The following is an 18,082-nucleotide window of genomic DNA, read 5'->3' on the forward strand; positions in this document are numbered from 1 at the left end:
CGATCCGGCTGTCCGCTTCGGGACTGAGCCGTCTTCGCGGCCGACGCCCTCGGCCAACCTGATCCTGACGCCGGGGTGTCCGCGCGTCGTAGTGATCGGAGGAGCGATGAGGACCCACCCCCGATGGCGGTCGACCGGCACGATGCTGGTCGCGGCCCTGGTCACCGCACTGGTCGCCGCCCTGCTGCCCGCCTCGCCCGCGCTCGCGCTGCCGTCCGGCAGCGGCTGGTCGGCCTCGTGGAGCTACTACCACCCCACCGCCTACCAGTACGCGGGCACCCTGCCGGGCGTGCGGCTGACCGGGTACGCCACCGACAACTCGGGCACGAGCACGACGGTCGGCACCATCGAGGACACCGCCGACGACGCCCGCTGCGCCCGGGTGATGCTCTACGCCAACGGCGTCGGCTACATCGCCGACCGGACCACCTGCGGCAACGGCAGCTACCTGACCTACTCCACCGGTAGTTACAGCCAGGGGCTCCTGGTGATCGTCTACCGGATGATCCCGGGCACGACCACCCAGGACAAGGGTTTCGCCATGTTCGTCCCCGGCTCGTCCACCGACCCGGAGATGCGGACCGTGGGCACCGGCGCGAGCTGGTCGTACTACACCTCGACGGCGTTCCAGTACACGGTGACCCGCCCCGGCGTGCGGCTGACCGGCTACGGCGCCCACCAGTACGCGGACCAGCGCTCCTCGCTGAACACGGTGGAGAAGACCGCCGGCACGGTCGGCTGCGCCACCGGCAAGGTCACCGGCGGCGTGACCACCAGCGGTGGCACCTGCGTCAACGGCGGCAGCGTGTCCTTCCACCGGTCCGACCTGACCAACAACCTGGAGGCGTCCGCCTGCTACCAGCCGGTCCCCGGCACCAAGCGGTGCGTGGCGATCACCATCCCCGAGCCCTGGTGACCCTTCCGACCCGACGCCCCCGGCCGGCCGGGGGCGTCGGGCGGGTCACCGGCGGCTCTTGGGCAGGTCGAACTGGTCGGCGGCCTTGCAGTCGCGGCTGCCGCCGACGGCGCCCGGCCCGACCCGGTCGAGCGCCTGGCGCGCCCGGACCCGGCCCAGGTTCCAGGCGTACCAGGGGTCCGGCTCGTCGAGGTCGTCCGCGATCCAGCTCAGCGTGCAGCGGCGCACCGGATCGGGCAGGCCGGACAGGGCGGGCGTCGCGTCGGCCGAGAGCGCCCGCAGGTACCAGGCGTCGATCTTCCCCGTCTGCTCGTAGCGGGCGATGTTGCGGCGCGCCGCGTAGTCCTCGGGGTTGAGCACGGCCAGGCTCAGCAGCATCGCCACGGCGAGCGCCACGGTCAGCCGGGGGATCCAGGCGCCCCGCCACCGGATCCCGGCCGCCAGGATCATCAGGAAGACGGTGCCGAGCAGCAGCTCGAACGCCATCACGAAGAGACGTTCCCCGGTGAAGCTGTAGGCCTTCTGGTACGTGTACATCCGGGACAGCGCCGACACCACGATGACGAAGCCGAACGCGCTGAGCAGGCCGAGCAGGATCCGGAGCAGGTGGCGCTCGACCGGGCGCTCCCGCCGCGCCCAGCGGGCCACCCCGGCGAGCACCGCCAGCGTGAGCATCGTGACGACGACGAGCTGCCAGAACCCGCTGCGTGCGTACTCGGCGTAGCTGAGGCCGGCGGTGCGCAGCACGTGCCGCTCCCCGCCGAACAGGACGGTGAACTGCACCGCCACGAAACCGCCGAACAGCAACGTGAGTGCGGTGATCACCGGTGCCCACTCCACGACGCCGAGGCGGGGCGTGCCGGGCCGGTCCACCGTCGACAGGTCCGGAGGCGCGGCCAGCGTGTAGACGGCGGCGACCGCGCTCAGCCCACCGATGCCGGCGAGGAAGAGCCATTGGAACCTCGCGCCGGCGTCGACCTCCGGGATGAGCCCGTCGAGCACCACGGAGAAGGCACCGTCGGCCGACGAGAGGAGCGCGCCGAAGACGACCAGCGCGGCCACGGTGGCCGCGGCGGACCCGACGACGCGGCGGGCCAGGCCCGGGCTCGCCGGGGCCCGGAGGTGGCCGCCCACCCACGGCAGCCCGCGCAGCGCCGCGAAGGGCGCCGCCACCAGGCTGAACAGGATGGAGCGTACGAGCCGGCCGCCCACGATCGCGAGGGTCGCGCAGCCGAGCGCCCCGAGGACGCAGAACGTCACCAGCCACCAGGCGTTGCGGAAGGCCAGGACCGAGAGCAGCGCCAGCGCGGCCCCCGCCCAGCCGGCGCGGACCCAGCGCTCGGCGCGCGGCAGGTCGGCGCCGGTGCGGCGGACCGCGATGACCACCGCGACGGTCAGGATGAGCCAGCCCAGGAACCAGCCGATGCCGGTGCGGGTGAGCGGCACGAAGCACGCCAGCCCCAGCGCCCCGGCGAGGACGGCGGCCGGCACGGAGCGGTCCCGGGCCGCTGCGGGCCCCGGCCACCGCGTCTCGAGGAACGACGGCCGGATCGGTGGCGGTTGGTAGCCGCGGTACGGCGGCGGCCACCCGGCCGGCGTACCGGTCCCGTACGCCGCCTGCTGCGGGGCGGCGGGCGGTGGCGGGGCGGCGACCGGCGTCGGTGTGGCGGCGGGTGCCGGCGCGGTGGCCGGTTGGGGCGGCGTGCTCGCCGCAGGTGTCGGGGCGGCGCCGGCGGGCGGCGCGCCGGCGGCGGAGGGCGACGCGTTCCCGGCCGGGGACGCCGGCTCCGGGCGCGCGGCCACGGGCGCCGGCTCGACGGCCGACCCCGAGCCCTTCGCGCCCGCAGCGGCCGTCGGGGCCGGTCGGGTGTCCGGGTCCGCCTGCCGCGGCACGACGGCCGGTCGGACCTCCCCGCCCGCCTGCCGCGGCTCGACGGCCGGGCGGGTGTCCGTGTGGGCCGGCGTCGGCGGAGCGGCGGCCGGGCCGGTGTCCGGGGCGGCCGGCGTCGGCGGGGCGGCGGCCGGGCCGGTGTCCGTGCCCGTCGGTGTCGGGGCGGCGGCCGGCACCAGCGGGATGAACACGGCGTACCCGCGCGTGCCCGCCGGGATGCTGACCGGGATCGCCCAGGCGGGCGTGCCCTCCGCCCCGGGCCACACCATGGTGGGTGGCGCCCCGTCGACGGGCGGCATGACGAGCAGGTACGGCGTCGCGTGCCCGGGGTTCTCACCGTCGGTGCTCGCGGGCCTTCCGGCGGGCTCCGGGGACTCCGGTACCGGTGGCGGCTGGGTCACGGGACCCTCCTCGATCGAATGGCCCGCACACTGTACGACCGATCCCGATCCCCGCGCCGCCCGGTGAACGCTCCGCGATCCGCCCCGCACCCGAGGTGATGTCGGATGGCCGGCGGGTTCAGCGGCCGTACGAATCCGCCGGCCGTCAGGCGTCCGACGGGCGGCGGCGCCGGGTGGGGACCCGACGCCGCCGGGCCGGTCAGACGTACGGCCGGGTGGCGTACGCGGCCCGCAGCGCGGCCAGCCCCGCCGGCTTCGGCGACAGCGTGCCCCAGCCGGAGTTGAAGTAGTTGGTCCGTACGATCCGGGGCCCCCGTTCGGCGTTGAGCTGGGCGATGGCGGCCGGCACGGTGGCGATCCAGGCCGCCTGGTCCGGGACCTCCGCCACCCGTACGCCCCACTCGGCGATGATCACCGGTCGGGAGAGCGCGACCGGGCCGAGGTCGGCCACCGCCCAGTCCTTCACCCGGCGGAACCGGGCCAGCGCCGTGTGCGTGGGGCTGGTGGCGTAGACGTTCCACTGGAGGAAGTCGAGCTTCGCCATCAGCGCCTCGGGGTGGGTGCGCTGGAAGCAGGCCCGGTCGAAGCCGCCCACCCCTACGGAGAAGGTGGTGCCGGCGGGCAGTTGCCGCGCCTTGAACCAGTCCACGATGTACGTCATCGCCCGCACCGCCCGGGCGTCCGACTCGGCCCAGGTGTAGCTGACGCCCGCCTCGGTGGTGCCGAACTCGTGGTCGGTGTCCAGTTCGGAGGCGAGCTGGATGTTCACCCCGAACCCCAGGGTCCGGTACTGGGACAGGGCGCGGGCGAGCAGCCCGTCGCAGTGCCCGGCGAGGACCTGGCTGTAGCCGTACGCCCGGGGCCAGGTCGTGCCGGGCCGCTGCTGGATGGTCATCGCGGGCGCCGGGACGGTGTAGGTGGCGCCGTCCACCGCGAAGGACTGCGGCCCGAAGGTGGACCCGCCGCCGTAGTGCTTCAGCTCCAGCACCATGTTCACCCGCACCCCGGCCTTGCCCAGGGTCACCAGCCACGGGCGCTGGTAGCCGGGGAAGGTGTAGCCGTCGGCCAGGCTGCGGTACTGGGTCAGTGAGCGGAAGTTCCCGCCGGCCATGTCGGTTGTCGGGTCGGCGTTGCCGGAGAGGTAGTAGCCGCCCAGCACCGGCGCGGCGATCGTGTAGTCGGCGGTGGCGGTGGCGGTGCGCCCACCGTTGTCGCGCACCGTGACGGTGACCCGGGGCATCACGCCACCGCCCGGTAGACGGCCACCGAGCCGTTGTCCGACAGCCGGGTCCAGGTGCGGCCGGAGTCGTCGGTGACGGTGACGGTGAGCGGGTCGATGACGGCGGTGACCTTGACGGGGGCGCTGCTGTTGCCCTGCGCGTCGGTGACCACGATCGTGACGGTCACCGGCTTGGTGTCGGCGTCGCCGTAGGTGACCGTCAGGGTCATCTGGTCGCCGGGCGAGTAGGTCGAGGCGTTCAGGGATGCGGTGGCGGTGGGAGCGGCCATTGCCGGCTCCTCTCGGGCTCGGTCGCCGGACCGGCTCCGGCGCGTGGTCACGGCCGGTCCGGCTGCGGAGGGATCGGGGTCGGGCGACGACCGGTCCGCCGGGCACGCGACGGCGCGGCCGGGGACCGGTCCGGCGTACGACTCGTCGACGCGCTCGGCTCGGGGGGCGCCGCGCGGCTCGACGGCCGCCGGAGTGGTGACGTCGGTGTCGGTGCGGCGGCACCGGCCCTGGCGCCCGGGACGGTGGCTGCCGGAGCGCGGCCTCGCATGGTGCGGGCCGGTCGGCGCTGCGTTACGCCGGGGCCGTCGTGGGGCCGGGCTCGGGTGATGGCGGCGTCGGCGGGGACGGTGCTGTCCCCGCCGGACCCGAGGAATGGGATGTGGCCCGCCATCCTTACGCCTCTCACCTGCTACAACAGTGCGACGCCGAGGCGGCCGGCGTCCTGTCCGCTACCCGACCGCCGTTCCGTCGGTCAGGCGACTGCGATCAGCGCGCATCTGTGTGTTCCCTCCGATGCGGCCCGGAGTCAGTAGGCCAGCTCCACCGGGCGGCCGAGCACCCGGGCGCCGTTGTTGCCGAGCCAGCCCTCGGCCGCCGCCGCGTGCTGGCTGAAGGTGTGGATGTCCCGGAACCGCCGCTGGAGCGGGGACGAGTCCCGGGCCGCCCCGCCGCCGGCCGCCCGGTAGCAGGTGTCGACCGCGGCGGCGGCCCGCTCGGTCACCCACGGCAGGGCGGCGGAGATGCGCGGGTGCAGCCCGGGGATCGCGGCCGGGTCCGTGGCGCACGCCGCCCAGAGGTCGTCGGCCAGGTCCCGCAGCAGCGCCCGTGCCGCCCGCACGTCGAGGTCGGCGCGGCCGAGCTGGAGGCGGAAGGCGGGCGAGTCGGCCAGCGACTGCCGGGCGTAGAGGCGCTGCCGGCCGCCGTCGAGCAGCGCGACCATGTCGTCCAGCGCGCCCTGCGCGATGCCGACCGCCACCGCGCCGAGGTGCAGGACGAAGTGCACCAGCGGCGCCACGAACCCCGGCCCCGGCACGCAGGGCGCGCCGGTGAACAGGTCGAAGCTCTCCTCCACCGGGCAGAACGCGGCCTCCACCTCGACGTCGTGGCTGCCGGTGCCGCGCAGGCCCAGCGCGTGCCATGTGTCGTGCACCGTGAACCGGGCGGCCGGGAAGAGCATGGAACGCACCTCCGGCGGTGCCCCCGCCGGCCCGGGCAGCGGCTCGCCGTCCCCGGTCAGCACGCAGTTGCCGAAGATCCAGTCGGCGTGCCGCGCGCCGCTCGCGTACGCCCACCGGCCGGTGACCTGGAAGCCGCCGTCGGCCAGCTCGGCCCGACCCTGCGGGGCGAAGCCGCCCGCGACGACCACGTCCGGCCCGTCGGCGTAGACCTTGTCGAACCGGTCGCGCGGCAGCATCGTTAGCAGGTGCGGGGTCTCCGCGCCGATCATCACCGTCCACCCGGTCGAGCCGTCCGCCCGCGCCAGCGTCTCCAACACCCGCAGCCCGGTGCGCAGGTCCGCCTCGTAGCCGCCGTGGCTGCGGGGGACGAACATCCGGAAGCAGCCGGCCGACCGGAGCCCGTCGAGCAGGTCGGCGGGGAGAGCCCGCGCCGCCTCGATCTCCCCGGCCCGCCGGGACACCTCCGGGATCAGCGCGTCCACCGCCCCGATCAGCCGACCCCGATGCTGGTCCTCCATGGTTCCTCCTCGCGTCGTCGCTCACCATCCACGGTGGACCGGCCGGCGGCCCGGGGGCCAGGGACACCGGCACCGGATGCCCGGGACATCCCGCGCCGCGCGATGTCCGCCCGGCCGGGACGACCCGGCCGTGCTCCGGGCGACTGTCGCCGGACCGACATTCGCACTGGAACGTCGGGGGATCACCAACCGACCCCGCGACTGCCAGGATTTCGGCATGTCCGTTCAGCAGCCCCCGCCCGCGGCGACCCACGACGACCGCCGGCACCCGGTCGCCGCCTGGCTCGTCCTCGTCGGCTGTGCGCTGCTGTTCGTCGCCACCGCCGGCTGCTGGGTGCTCGCCCGCCGGCCCTGGGGGCTGTCCCAGCTCTACTTCCTTGTCGACTTCACCGACTGCGCCGTCTACGGCGTGGTCGCCTGGCTGATCCTGCTGCGCCGGGGGCACCCGGTCGCCTGGCTGCTCGCCGCCACGGGGCTCGGCGGCGGGTTCGCCGCACTCAGCGCCCAGTACGTCGACCTGCTCGGGGTGCACCCCGGGCTGCCGGACCCGGTGCTGCTCACCTCCGCCCGGCACTGGGCCTGGGCGCCGGGGATGCTCTCGCTGATCGTGGTGCTGCCCTGGCTGGTCCGGGAGGGCCGGCTGCCACGGCCGGCCCGGCTGGCGGTGCTGGCCGGCACCGTGGTGGTCGCCGGCTACGTGCTGTTCCAGCTCACCTGGCCGGGGCCGGGCGCGAGCGGGTCGGGCGCGCCGCTGCGGATCGCCAGCGCCGGGTGGGCCGAGTTCATCGAGCGGGTGCAGCCGGCCCTGCTGGCGGCCGTGCCCGCCCTCGGGCTGCTCACCGCCGCCGGGGTCGCCGCCCGCCGTCGCCGGGGCGCGCCCGCCGAGCGCGTCGGGCTGGGCTGGCTGGCCGTCGGCACGCTGCTGCTCGCCCTGAGCTTCGCCCCCGTTGCCCTCCCTGAGGGCTGGGCCCGATCGGTGCCCGACGAGGCGGCCCCCGTCGCGATGCTCGCCTCGCAGGCGTTCTTCCCGGCGGCCGTGCTGGCGGTGGTGCTCCGGCAGCGGCTGTGGGGCATCGAGATCGCGGTCCGCCGCACGCTGGTCTGGTTCCTGATGACGTTCCTGCTGGTCGCCGCGTACGTGGTGGGGGTGTCCGTGCTGGACGCGCTCCTGCCGGCCACCCCGGCGGTGCCCGGGGTGCTCGTCACGGCGCTGGTCGCGATCGGCGTGCAGCCGGGCCGGATCCGGGTGCAGCGCCGGGTGGACCAGTTGATCCACGGTGCGGCGGCCGAGCCGTTGCGCGTGGTGCGCCGCGTCGGGCACCGGATCAGCGCCGCCGGGGACGCGGCCGACGTGCTCACCGAGGTGGCGCGCAGCCTGACCGACCAGTTGCGCCTCGGCGCCTGCGCCATCGAGGTGGACGGGCCCGAGGGCTGCTCCGCGCGGGCCGAGTCGGCCGGGCCGCCCGGCGCGCCGCTGGTGCTGCCGCTGCGCCGGGGCGAGCGCGAGGTGGGCCGGCTCACCGCGTGGGCGCGGGCGGGGGAGCGGCTGGACGGGCGCACCCGGGCCGCGCTGCTCGACCTGGTGCCGCTGGTCTCCTCCGCGGCGAGCCTCGCCGCGACCAGCGGCGCGCTGGCCGCGTCCCGGGCCCGGCTCGCCGAGGCCCGCGACTCCGAGCGGCGCAAGCTGCGCCGGGACCTGCACGACGGCCTCGGGCCGGCGCTGGCCGGGGTGGCGCTCGGCGTGCAGGCCGCCCGGAACCTGCTCGTCGTAGACCCGGACGCGGCCGGCCGGCTGCTGGAGCGGCTGCGCGACGAGATGGACCAGAGCGTCGAGCAGGTCCGCGACCTCGCCCGGGGCCTGCTGCCGCCGGTGCTCGGCGAGCGGGGCCTGGTGCCGGCCGTGCACGAGCTGGCCCGACGGTACGACGGCGCGCCGCTCCTGGTCGAGGTCGACGCGGCCCCGCTGCCGCTGCCCGAGCCGGTGGCCACCGCCGTGTACGGCATCGTGGCCGAGGCGCTGCGTAACGCGCACCGGCACGCCGCCGCCCGGACCTGCCGCATCGCGCTGACCGTGGACGAGGCGGGCCTCACGGTCACCGTCGCCGACGACGGGGCCGGGATCCCGCCGGGGGTGCCGCCCGGTGTCGGCATGCTGTCGATGCGCGAGCGGGCCGAGGGGGTGGGCGGGACGTGCGCGGTCGGCCCGGGGCCGGCCGGGGGCACCCTGGTCACGGCCCGGGTGCCCGCCGACCGGTGCGCCGTGCCCACCCGCGCCCCGGCGGCGCCGCCCCCGGACCGCGCGCCGCGCCCGCAGGAGAGCGCCTCGTCGCGCGAGGTGGCGGCGACGAAGCTGGAGGGCGCCTCGCCGCGCGGGGCGGCGGCATCGAACATGGAGGGCGCCTCGTCGCGCGGGGCGGCGGCGACGCTGGAGGGTGCGTCGTCGCGCGGGGCGGCGGCGTCGCCGCCGGTCGGCGCGTCGTCGCCGGACCCTGGCGACCCGGCGTCCGTCGACCTGCTTTCGGGCCGGACGGTGGGGGTGGCGTCGTGACCGGGACGGACGGTGGGAGTGGTCTGGTGACCGGGACGGACGGTGGGGGTGGAGTCGTGACCGGGACGGACGACGGGGTGATCCGGGTCGCGGTGGTGGACGACCACCCGGTCTTCCGCCTCGGCATGACCGCGCTGCTCGCGAGCACCGCCGGCCTGCGGGTGGTCGGCGAGGCCGCCGACGCCGACGAGGCCCTGCGGGTGGCCGGCGCCCTGCGCCCGGACGTCATGGTCATGGACCTGCACCTGGGCGGCCGGTCCGGGGTGGAGGCGACCCGGGAGATCGTCGGGCGGCACCCCGGGATCGGGGTGCTCGTGGTCACCATGCTGGACGACGACGACTCCGTCTTCGCGGCGCTGCGCGCCGGAGCCCGCGGCTACCTGCTCAAGGGGGCCGCGCCGGGGGAGGTGGAACGGGCGGTCCGGGCGGTCGCCAACGGCGAGGTGCTGCTCGGCCCGGCGGTCGCCGCCCGGGCGGTGGGCTTCCTGGCCGGTGCCCGGGCGGCCGGCCCGGTGCCGTTCCCGGAGCTGACCGACCGGGAGCGCGAGGTGCTCGACCTCGTCGCCCAGGGGCTGAGCAACGTGGTGATCGCGCGGCGGCTGACGCTCAGCCCGAAGACCGTCCGCAACCACCTGTCCAACGTGCTCACGAAGCTCCAGGTCGCCGACCGGGGCCAGGCGATCCAGCGCGCCCGGCAGGCCGGCCTCGGTCAGCTCTGAACTCCGCCGAGGCGGGCGGCGTACGCGTCGCGCAGGGCCGGCCAGCCGAACTCCATCGCCTCCGCGCCCCGGATCGGGCCGACCGGGTCGCCGTCGAGCAGGTGCGCGGCCACGTCGAGGCAGAGGTGCCAGCCCGCGGCGGCCATCGGGGCGGTGCCGGCGTCGGCGACGGTGTGCCGGAGGGTGAGCCGGGTGCCCGTGCCGGCGGCGGCCAGTTCCCAGCGCAGCACGTCCTCGCCCCAGGTGTATTCGAGCAGGTGCGGCGGCTCGGCCCGGCGTACGGTCGCGGGCTGGTCCTCGGCCGCGTCGCCGTCAACCAGGGTGAGCACGGCGGGGCCCGGGGCGCCCAGGTCCCGGTCGGCGAGGAACGGCGCCCACTCCCGCAGTCGGGCCGGGTCGGTCAGCGCGGCCCAGACCGTCGCGGGCGGGTGCCGCAGGTCGCGGACGAAGACCAGGGTCGAGTGCCCGTCGGCCCGGTCGAGGGCGACCTCGGCGGGCGGGCCGGGGCGGAACGTCGCGCGGTCCATCACTGCTCCTGACTGTCGAGGTGACGCTCCAGCGCGTCCAGGTGCGTGCCCCACAGCCGACGGTACGGTTCGAGCCACCCGTCGACCGCCTGGAACGGGCGGACGTCGATCCGGTAGATGCGCTGCTGGGCCGAGATGCGGCAGGAGACGAAGCCGGCCTCGCGGAGCACCCGCAGGTGCTTGGAGACGGCCGGCTGGCTCACGCCGAGGGTGTCCACGAGCTGGCCGACGCTGCACTCGGCCAGGCGGAGCTGGTCGAGGATCCGCCGCCGGGTCGGCTCGGCGAGGACGGTGAAGGCGTCGACGGACACCCTCGCAGTATGCCGCATCAGGTATATGCCTGTAAAGGAATGTTCCCTGGTGGTGCCGGCCGATGCCGGACGTCCGGCGTACGGGCGGCGCGAGCTGCGGCAGGGCCGGACCCGCTACCTATGCTCGGGGCATGGAACTGCGGATCTTCACCGAACCCCAGCAGGGCGCTACCTACGACGACCTGCTCGCCGTGGCCCGCTGCGCGGAGGACGCCGGCTACGGCGCCTTCTTCCGCTCCGACCACTACCTGAAGATGGGCTCGGTGAGCGGCGACCCCGGCCCGACGGACGCGTGGACCACCCTCGCCGGCCTGGCCCGGGACACCCGGCGGATCCGGCTGGGCACGCTGATGACCGCCGCCACCTTCCGGCTGCCCGGCCCGCTGGCCATCACCGTGGCGCAGGTCGACCAGATGAGCGGCGGCCGGGTCGAGCTGGGCATCGGCACCGGCTGGTACGCCGAGGAGCACACCGCGTACGGGATCCCCTTCCCCTCGCTCGGGGAGCGCTTCGACCGGCTGGAGGAGCAGCTCGAAGTCATCACGGGGCTCTGGGCGACGCCGCCGGGCAAGACGTACGACTTCGCCGGGACGTACTACCCGGTCAGCGACTCGCCGGCCCTGCCGAAGCCGGTGCAGGACCCGCGCCCGCCGATCCTGCTCGGCGGCATGGGCCCGAAGCGGACGCCCCGCCTGGCCGCCCGCTACGCCGACGAGTTCAACCTGCCGTTCGTCTCGGTCGAGGACTCGGCCGCCCAGTTCGGGCGGGTCCGGGACGCCTGCGCGGAGGCCGGCCGGGACCCGGGCGAGCTGTGCTGGTCCAACGCGCTGGTGCTCTGCTGCGGCCGGGACGACGCCGAGGTGGCCCGGCGGGCCGCCGCCATCGGCCGGGAGCCCGACGAGCTGCGCGTCAACGGCCTGGCCGGCACCCCCGCCGAGGTCGTCGACAAGATCGGCCGGTACGCGGAAGTCGGCAGCGAGCGGCTCTACCTCCAGGTGCTCGACCTGGCCGACCTGGACCACCTGGAGCTGGTCGCGGCCGAGGTGATGCCCCAGCTCTGAGCCGCGGGCGCGGCCGGCCCGGGCGGGACGTCAGGCGCGGACCGGGCCGGCCACCGTCTCCGGCTGCCCTGGGGGGCGGGACGTCAGGCGCGGGCCGGGCCGATCGCCCGTCTCCGACTGCCCGGGGGGCGGGACGTCAGGCGCGGACCACGTCGGTCGCGCGGGGCGCCGGCCCGGGGTGCGGCACCGGGTGCGGCGCGGGCGGGGGTGCGGGCGTCGGTCGGGGCCCGGGCGTCGTGTCCGCCGGGTCCGCCCCGGCCGGCGGCGCGCCCGACGGGGCCGGCCCGGTGCCGGTCGGGTCGATCTGCTCCTCTGAGGGGAACACGTCGCCCCGCGGGGCGGGATCGCGGTAGCTGCTCATCGGCGTAGGGTTCCCCGACGACGGCGGTGGTAACCGTCGCCGACCGACGGGCGGCCCACCCCGACGGCCGCGGGCAGGGGGATCGACGTGGAACTCGACGGCGCCGGGGTGGCCCGGACGGACGGCCCGCCGCGTCCCCGGGGCGACGCCGCCCCGCCCGGCGACGCGTCCGGCCGGGCGGTGCCGTGCGCCAACTGGGCGGGCAACGTCCGCTACGCCGCCCACCGCCGCCACCGGCCGTCGTCGCTGGACGAGTTGCGCCGGCTGGTGGCGGGCAGCGACCGCGTCCGGGCCGTCGGCACCGGGCACTCCTTCAACCGGCTCGGGGACACCGCCGGCGACCTGGTCTCGCTGGCCGGGATGCCCGCGACCGTCGCGCTCGACCCGGACCGCCGGACCGTCACCGTGCCGGCCGCCATGCGGTACGGGGACCTCGCCGCCCGGCTGCACGAGCGGGGGTACGCCCTGGCCAACCTCGCCTCCCTGCCGCACATCTCGGTGGGCGGGGCGGTCGCCACCGGCACCCACGGCTCGGGCGAGACGGTCGGCAACCTGGCCACGGCGGTCGCCGGGCTGGAGATGGTGACGGCCGACGGCGACCTGCTGACCGTCGACCGGGCGGCGGACGGGGACACGTTCGCCGGGATGGTCGTCTCGCTCGGCGCGCTGGGCGTGGTCACCCGGCTCACCCTCGACGTGGTGCCCGCGTACGACCTGCGCCAGTACGTCCGCCTCGGCCTGCCCCCGGAGGCGCTGGACGCGGCGTTCGCCTCGGCGTACAGCGTCAGCGTCTTCACCGACTTCCGCGGGCCGCGGCTGCGGGAGGTGTGGCTGAAGCAGCGCGCGGACGCCGCCCCGCCCCCGGCGGACTGGCTGGGCACCACGGCGGCCGACGCGCCGCGGCACCCGGTGCCCGGCATGCCGGCGGAGCACTGCACCCCGCAGCTCGGCGTGCCCGGGCCGTGGCACGAGCGGCTGCCGCACTTCCGGCTCGGATTCACCCCGAGCAGCGGCGACGAACTCCAGTCGGAGTACCACGTGCCGCGCGGCGCGGGGGCGGCGGCGCTGGCCGCGCTGGCGCCGGTCGCGCACCTGATCGCGCCGGTGCTCCAGGTCTGCGAGCTGCGGGCGGTGGCGGCCGACGGGCTCTGGCTCAGCCCGAACCACGGGCGCGACAGCCTCGCCGTGCACTTCACCTGGATCGCCGACCCGGCGGCGGTGCTGCCGGTGGTGGCGGCGGTGGAGGAGCGGCTCGCGCCGTTCGCGCCGCGCCCGCACTGGGGCAAGGTGTTCGGGCTCGCCCCGGCGGCGGTCGCCGCGGCCTGGCCCCGGTACGCCGACTTCCTCGACCTGGTGCGCCGGCTCGATCCGGCGGGCACGTTCCGCACCGACCTGCTGGACCGCTATTTCCCCCGGGACCAGCGGGCAGACCCGTGAGCGGGACGCCGCCGGAGCGTGCCGGCGGCCGGAGAGCGGGAGAGCCGAGCGGTCCGGCCGTTGTCGAGGCGGGGGTGACAGGAACGCCTCGACAACGGCCGGTCAGGTCTCAGATGCCTGCGCTCAGGAGGATGGCGAGACGCTCGGCCACGCCGGGGGCGTGCAGGTGGAGCCGAGCCACGTTCACCGCGTCCTCGCCGACCACCGCGAGCAGCGCCTGGCTGTTGACGGCGTAGACGCTCAGGTAGCCGCCGGCGTTGCGAACGGTGGACTGCCGGAACGACCCCTGCCCGAGGCTCAGGCCGACCTGCCGTCCCAGCCCGAACGTGCTCGCGGCGAGCGCGGCCAGGTCGTCCGGCCGGCTGCCCTCGGGCATGTTGTGGGTGATGAGAAGCCCGTCCACGCCGCCCAGGACGCAGCCGTGCACACCGGGGATCTGGAGCCGGAGTTCCGAGAGTTCGGTGCTGATCGCCCGGTACGGAAGGGTGAGGTTGCCGGCCAACGATGGCGGGAGGGGCTCCGCCGGTGGCAGCGTGCTGGTCTGCCGGACGCGGCGGGGGAGTGCTGTGTCGTACGGTCCGGAGGCGCTCACAACTCCAGGTGCTCCTCGACGCTGCGAAGCTGGTGGCGGGCGAGGGCCAGGTTGGCCCGGCTCTTGCTGAGCATCAGGTAGAGGAAGAGGCCCTTACCGCTGCGGCTGGTGACCGGTCGGATGATGTGGTACTGCGAGCCGAGCGTGATGAGGATGTCCTCGATCTCCTCGTTGAGGTTGAGCATCTCCATCGTGCGCAACTTCGCGCGGACGACGTCGGTGTTGCCTGCGGCGGCGACGGTCAGGTCCAGCTCGGCGGTGCCTCCTGCCACGCCCAGCGTCATCCCGCTGGTGTAGTCCACCACCGCGACACCGATCGCGCCCTCGATCTGCATCGCGCTTTTGAGTGAGACGTCAAGGTTCGCCACGAAACTTCCCCCACGGTCATAGCAAGCCATCCCCGCACCGTGTGTGTCCGGGTGGTCACGGTTTGGGCGAAGCCTGCGGAACAATGGTGAGAGATTTGCATACTGGCTGGTCGGACCCATCGGGAGGACTCCCCGACCACCTGACCAGACAGCCGGGCCACGGTTGCGGAGCGGAAATCTGCCGGCCCAGTGGATGCAGCCCGGGCCTTCGGTCTGTTAGCGGGCCGCGCCTTCGCCGGTCAGCCGCCGGATCGGCCGGCCAACTGCTCGCGCAGGCTGCCGCGCTGCACCGCCCGGCTGATGTCGCTCGGCGAGACGATCCCGACCAGCCGGCCGTCGGCGACCACCAGCGCCCGCCCGTCGGCGCACTCGCTGAGCCGGGGCAGCAGGTCGTTGAGCGGCTCCTCCGGCCGCGCCAGCACCAGTTCGTCGGCGCGGCAGGCCACCTCGGCCAGCGTGGTGGCGGCCCGGCGGTCCGCCGGGATGTCGCGGACCCGGTCGAGGGTGACCAGGCCGACGGGCCGGTCGTCCTCGGTCAGCGGCAGCGCCGTGTGCCGGTACGCGAAGAGGTAGTGGTCGACGAAGTCGGCCACCGTCATCCGCCCCGACGCGGTCTGCGGCTGCGGCGTCATCACGTCGGCCACGTGTACCCCCCGCAGCGCGCTGCCCATCCGGGCCTGCCGCTCCTCCATGCCGGCGGCGCCGATCAGGAACCAGCCGATCAGGGCCAGCCACAGCCCACCGAAGCCGACCCCGGCCAGGAACTGCCACAGGCCCAGGCCGATCAGCACCGCGCCGAGCACCCAGCCGGCCCGCGCGGCGACGACGGACGCCCTCGTCCGGTCGCCGGTCGCCTTCCAGACCGCCGCGCGCAGCAGCCGTCCGCCGTCCAGCGGGGCGGCGGGGAGCACGTTGAAGACCGCGAGCAGCACGTTGATGCCCGCCAGCCAGGACACCGAGCCGAGCAGCAGCCCGTCCGCCCCGGCCAGGGCGAGCGCCACCGCGATCGCGCCGAAGAAGAGCCCGATCAGCAGGCTCACCAGCGGGCCGACCCCGGAGATGCGCAGCTCCGCGCCCGGGTCGGGCGCCTCGCCGCGCAGCTCGGCCACCCCGCCGAAGAGCCAGAGGGTGATCCCGCCGACCTTCAGCCCGTTGCGCTTGGCGACGACCGCGTGGGAGACCTCGTGGGCGAGCAGGCCGAGGAAGAAGACGACCGCCGCGGCGAGCCCCGCGAGGACGTACGCGGCCACGGGCCGGTCCGGGTAGGCCCGGGGGAACTGGCTGGCCGACAGCCCCCAGGCGATCAGCGCGAAGATGACCAGGACGCTCCAGTTGACCCCGACCGGCACACCCGCGATCCGGCCGAGCCGGAAACTCGCCCTCATGGCGGGGTCATACCCCGAGAAGGTGCTCCCATGCGCGGGAGGGAGGGTTCGCTCGGCGGGCCGTCGACCGTGCGAAGGTGCCGAAACGGGCCGCACGAGCACGGCGTGGGGTGAGTCGCCATGCCGACAGGCGCCGGGCACGGATGGGGCGCACCGGTCCGGGATAGTGGCGAAGGTGGCGACGCTGACGAACGAGGGCGACGACCCGTACCTCTGGCTGGAAGATCTTGATGGTGCGGACGCGGCCCGCTGGGTGCGGGACCGCAACGCGGAGACCATCGCCGCGCTGACCGGGGGCGAGGCGTTCGCCGCCCTGCGGGCCGAACTCCGGCAGGTGCTCGACGCCGAGGATCGCATTCCCTATCCCGGGTGGCGCGGGGACGGCTTCTACTACGGCTTCTGGACCGACGCGGCGCACCCGCGCGGGGTATGGCGGCGGACCACCCTCGACGAGTACCGCCGGCCCGAGCCGGAGTGGGATGTGCTGCTCGACCTCGACGCGTTGGCCGCCGAGGAGGGCGAGAACTGGGTCTGGGGCGGGGTGACGGTCCTGCGGCCCGGCTACCGGCGCTGCCTGATCAGCCTGTCGCGCGGCGGCGCCGACGCGGTCGTGGTGCGCGAGTTCGACCTGGCCCGCCGCGCCTTCGTCGAGGACGGCTTCACGCTGCCCGAGGCCAAGAGCGACGTCTGCTGGATCGACGCGGACCACGTCTACGTCGGCACCGACGTCGGGCCGGGGTCGCTGACCGTCTCCGGGCACCCACGCATCGTCAAGCGGTGGCGGCGAGGCACGCCGCTGTCCGAGGCCGACGTCGTCTACGAGGGATCCGTGGACGACGTCGGCGTCTACGCCTCGCACGACCCGACGCCCGGCTTCGAGCGCGACTTCGTGGGCCGCAGCCTGGACTTCTTCCGTACGGAGAACTACCTGCTGACGGCGGCCGGCGAGCGGATCCGGATCTCCGTGCCGGAGGACGCGCAGTGGGACGCGCACCGGGAGTGGCTGCTGATCCGGCTGCGCTCGCCGTGGACGGTCGGCGGGACGACCCATCCCGCGGGCGCCCTGCTGGTGACCCGGTTCGACGCGTTCCTCGCCGGGGAGCGGGAGCTGACGGTGCTCTTCCGGCCGGACGACCGCACGGCGCTGAGCGACCACTCCTGGACGCGCAACCACCTGATCCTGGCCACCCTCGCCGACGTGCGGAGCCGGCTGGAGGTGCTGACGCCGGACGGGACGGGGTGGCGGCGGGAGCCGCTCGCGGGGGTGCCGGAGTTCGACCACAGCGAGATCGTGAGGACCGACCCGGACCACAGCGACGCCTTCCTGCTCGCCTCCGAGGGGTTCCTCCGGCCGGCGACGCTCCGGCTCGGCCACGTCGGCGGCCCGGTCGAGACCCTGAAGCGGGAGCCGGCGTTCTTCGACGCGGAGGGCCTGACGGTGCGCCAGTTCTTCGCCACCTCGGCCGACGGCACGCGGGTGCCGTACTTCGTGGTGGGGGATCCGCAGGCGCCCGCCGGGCCGACGCTGCTCACCGGGTACGGCGGGTATGAGGTCTCCCGGACCCCGTACTACAGCGGGATCATCGGCCGGGGATGGCTGGCCAGGGGCGGCACCTACGTGGTGGCGAACATCCGGGGCGGCGGCGAGTACGGTCCGCGGTGGCACCGCGCCGCGCTGCGGGAGAACCGGCTCCGGGCGTACGAGGACTTCGCGGCGGTGGCGGCGGAGCTGGTGACGCGCGGGATCACCACGCCGGCGCAGCTCGGCATCGAGGGCGGCAGCAACGGCGGGCTGCTGATGGGCGTGATGCTGACCCGCTACCCGTCGCTCTTCGGCGCGGTCGTCGCGAGCGTGCCGGTGCTGGACATGTGGCGGTACCACCGGCTGCTGGCCGGCGCCTCGTGGATGGCCGAGTACGGCGACCCGGACGAGCCGGCCGACTGGGCCTACCTGCGGGAGTACTCGCCGTACCACAACGTCCGCGGCGGGTCGGCGTACCCGCCGGTCCTGCTGGTCACCTCGACCCGCGACGACCGGGTGCATCCCGGGCACGCCCGCAAGATGGCCGCCCGGCTGCGCGAGCACGGCCACGACGTGTCCTACTACGAGAACGTCGAAGGCGGGCACGGCGCGGCGTCGAACAGCGAGCAGCGCGCCTTCATCTGGGCGCTGACGTGTGAGTTCCTGTGGCGGAAGCTGGCCGGGCGGCCGAGTCAACCCCTGCCGCGCCAGCTCCCGCCGATCGAAACGCCAGTGGGCGGCCCGGCCGGAGAGCCCGGCACCGACAGCCCGCAGACGCGAGGGAGCAGCGTCCCCGCTGATCCGGGGTTCGAAGGATAGGGAAACGACCGATTACGC

Annotated in this window: 16 protein-coding genes; 6 read left to right on the plus strand and 10 right to left on the minus strand. The window is 75.4% G+C overall.

The annotated features are described in order from the left end of the window. Positions 1 to 106: 106 nt before the first annotated feature. Positions 107 to 916 (plus strand): hypothetical protein, encoded by an 810-nt coding sequence (locus ACFY23_RS06765; RefSeq protein ID WP_350684865.1) that lies wholly within the window; start codon positions 107 to 109, stop codon positions 914 to 916. Positions 917 to 961: 45 nt separating this feature from the next. Here ACFY23_RS06765 and ACFY23_RS06770 read toward each other — a convergent pair whose 3' ends face one another. From ACFY23_RS06770 to ACFY23_RS06785, 4 genes are all read right to left on the minus strand, one after another. Continuing rightward, the gene (locus ACFY23_RS06770) at positions 962 to 3,208 is read right to left on the minus strand and encodes a DUF4153 domain-containing protein (protein ID WP_387036699.1); all 2,247 of its coding nucleotides are present in this window, start codon (positions 3,206 to 3,208) and stop codon (positions 962 to 964) included. A 199-nt stretch (positions 3,209 to 3,407) separates the two neighbouring features. Further along, positions 3,408 to 4,448, minus strand: coding sequence for a hypothetical protein (locus tag ACFY23_RS06775; RefSeq protein ID WP_350686329.1), 1,041 nt, complete (start codon positions 4,446 to 4,448; stop codon positions 3,408 to 3,410). Beyond that, on the minus strand, positions 4,448 to 4,717 hold the full coding sequence (locus ACFY23_RS06780) for a hypothetical protein (protein ID WP_350686327.1): 270 nt from the start codon (positions 4,715 to 4,717) through the stop codon (positions 4,448 to 4,450). Before ACFY23_RS06780 ends, ACFY23_RS06775 begins: the two co-directional genes overlap by 1 nt. A 527-nt stretch (positions 4,718 to 5,244) precedes the next feature. Beyond that, the gene (locus ACFY23_RS06785; RefSeq protein WP_350686326.1) at positions 5,245 to 6,414 is read right to left on the minus strand and encodes an acyl-CoA dehydrogenase family protein; all 1,170 of its coding nucleotides are present in this window, start codon (positions 6,412 to 6,414) and stop codon (positions 5,245 to 5,247) included. 217 nt (positions 6,415 to 6,631) lie between these two features. On the opposite strand from ACFY23_RS06785, the gene ACFY23_RS06790 reads away from it, so the two are divergent. Together ACFY23_RS06790 and ACFY23_RS06795 are read left to right on the plus strand one after the other, a co-directional pair. After that, positions 6,632 to 8,962 (plus strand): sensor histidine kinase, encoded by a 2,331-nt coding sequence (locus ACFY23_RS06790; RefSeq protein ID WP_350686324.1) that lies wholly within the window; start codon positions 6,632 to 6,634, stop codon positions 8,960 to 8,962. A 56-nt stretch (positions 8,963 to 9,018) separates the two neighbouring features. Beyond that, positions 9,019 to 9,681 (plus strand): response regulator transcription factor, encoded by a 663-nt coding sequence (locus ACFY23_RS06795; RefSeq protein WP_350686323.1) that lies wholly within the window; start codon positions 9,019 to 9,021, stop codon positions 9,679 to 9,681. Here ACFY23_RS06795 and ACFY23_RS06800 read toward each other — a convergent pair. Both ACFY23_RS06800 and ACFY23_RS06805 read right to left on the minus strand, forming a co-directional pair. After that, the gene (locus tag ACFY23_RS06800; protein WP_350686321.1) at positions 9,672 to 10,208 is read right to left on the minus strand and encodes an SRPBCC family protein; all 537 of its coding nucleotides are present in this window, start codon (positions 10,206 to 10,208) and stop codon (positions 9,672 to 9,674) included. The two genes, ACFY23_RS06795 and ACFY23_RS06800, sit on opposite strands and share 10 nt — an antisense overlap. Then, the gene (locus tag ACFY23_RS06805) at positions 10,208 to 10,519 is read right to left on the minus strand and encodes a metalloregulator ArsR/SmtB family transcription factor (protein WP_350686319.1); all 312 of its coding nucleotides are present in this window, start codon (positions 10,517 to 10,519) and stop codon (positions 10,208 to 10,210) included. Before ACFY23_RS06805 ends, ACFY23_RS06800 begins: the two co-directional genes overlap by 1 nt. 131 nt (positions 10,520 to 10,650) lie before the next feature. On the opposite strand from ACFY23_RS06805, the gene ACFY23_RS06810 reads away from it, so the two are divergent. Next, on the plus strand, positions 10,651 to 11,580 hold the full coding sequence (locus ACFY23_RS06810; RefSeq protein ID WP_350686317.1) for an LLM class F420-dependent oxidoreductase: 930 nt from the start codon (positions 10,651 to 10,653) through the stop codon (positions 11,578 to 11,580). A gap of 136 nt (positions 11,581 to 11,716) precedes the next feature. Here ACFY23_RS06810 and ACFY23_RS06815 read toward each other — a convergent pair whose 3' ends face one another. Continuing rightward, complete coding sequence (locus ACFY23_RS06815) at positions 11,717 to 11,941, minus strand: hypothetical protein (RefSeq protein ID WP_350686316.1); 225 nt, start codon at positions 11,939 to 11,941, stop codon at positions 11,717 to 11,719. A gap of 180 nt (positions 11,942 to 12,121) precedes the next feature. On the opposite strand from ACFY23_RS06815, the gene ACFY23_RS06820 reads away from it, so the two are divergent. Continuing rightward, the gene (locus tag ACFY23_RS06820) at positions 12,122 to 13,378 is read left to right on the plus strand and encodes an FAD-binding protein (RefSeq protein WP_350684376.1); all 1,257 of its coding nucleotides are present in this window, start codon (positions 12,122 to 12,124) and stop codon (positions 13,376 to 13,378) included. 109 nt (positions 13,379 to 13,487) lie between these two features. Here ACFY23_RS06820 and ACFY23_RS06825 read toward each other — a convergent pair whose 3' ends face one another. The 3 genes from ACFY23_RS06825 to ACFY23_RS06835 form a co-directional block, all read right to left on the minus strand. Next, on the minus strand, positions 13,488 to 13,970 hold the full coding sequence (locus tag ACFY23_RS06825; RefSeq protein ID WP_350684372.1) for a roadblock/LC7 domain-containing protein: 483 nt from the start codon (positions 13,968 to 13,970) through the stop codon (positions 13,488 to 13,490). Then, a complete protein-coding gene (locus ACFY23_RS06830; protein WP_387036686.1) occupies positions 13,967 to 14,305 on the minus strand; it encodes a hypothetical protein in 339 nt (112 codons plus the stop codon). Before ACFY23_RS06830 ends, ACFY23_RS06825 begins: the two co-directional genes overlap by 4 nt. 272 nt (positions 14,306 to 14,577) lie before the next feature. After that, positions 14,578 to 15,723: a site-2 protease family protein gene (locus tag ACFY23_RS06835; RefSeq protein WP_350819076.1), complete on the minus strand. Its 1,146-nt coding sequence runs from the start codon at positions 15,721 to 15,723 to the stop codon at positions 14,578 to 14,580. A 175-nt stretch (positions 15,724 to 15,898) separates the two neighbouring features. On the opposite strand from ACFY23_RS06835, the gene ACFY23_RS06840 reads away from it, so the two are divergent. Beyond that, the gene (locus ACFY23_RS06840; protein ID WP_350684369.1) at positions 15,899 to 18,064 is read left to right on the plus strand and encodes a prolyl oligopeptidase family serine peptidase; all 2,166 of its coding nucleotides are present in this window, start codon (positions 15,899 to 15,901) and stop codon (positions 18,062 to 18,064) included. The last annotated feature ends 18 nt before the right edge of the window (positions 18,065 to 18,082 follow it).

The organism is Micromonospora sp. NPDC000121, from assembly GCF_042899165.1.
In the GTDB taxonomy this organism is placed as follows: Bacteria; Actinomycetota; Actinomycetes; order Mycobacteriales; family Micromonosporaceae; genus Micromonospora.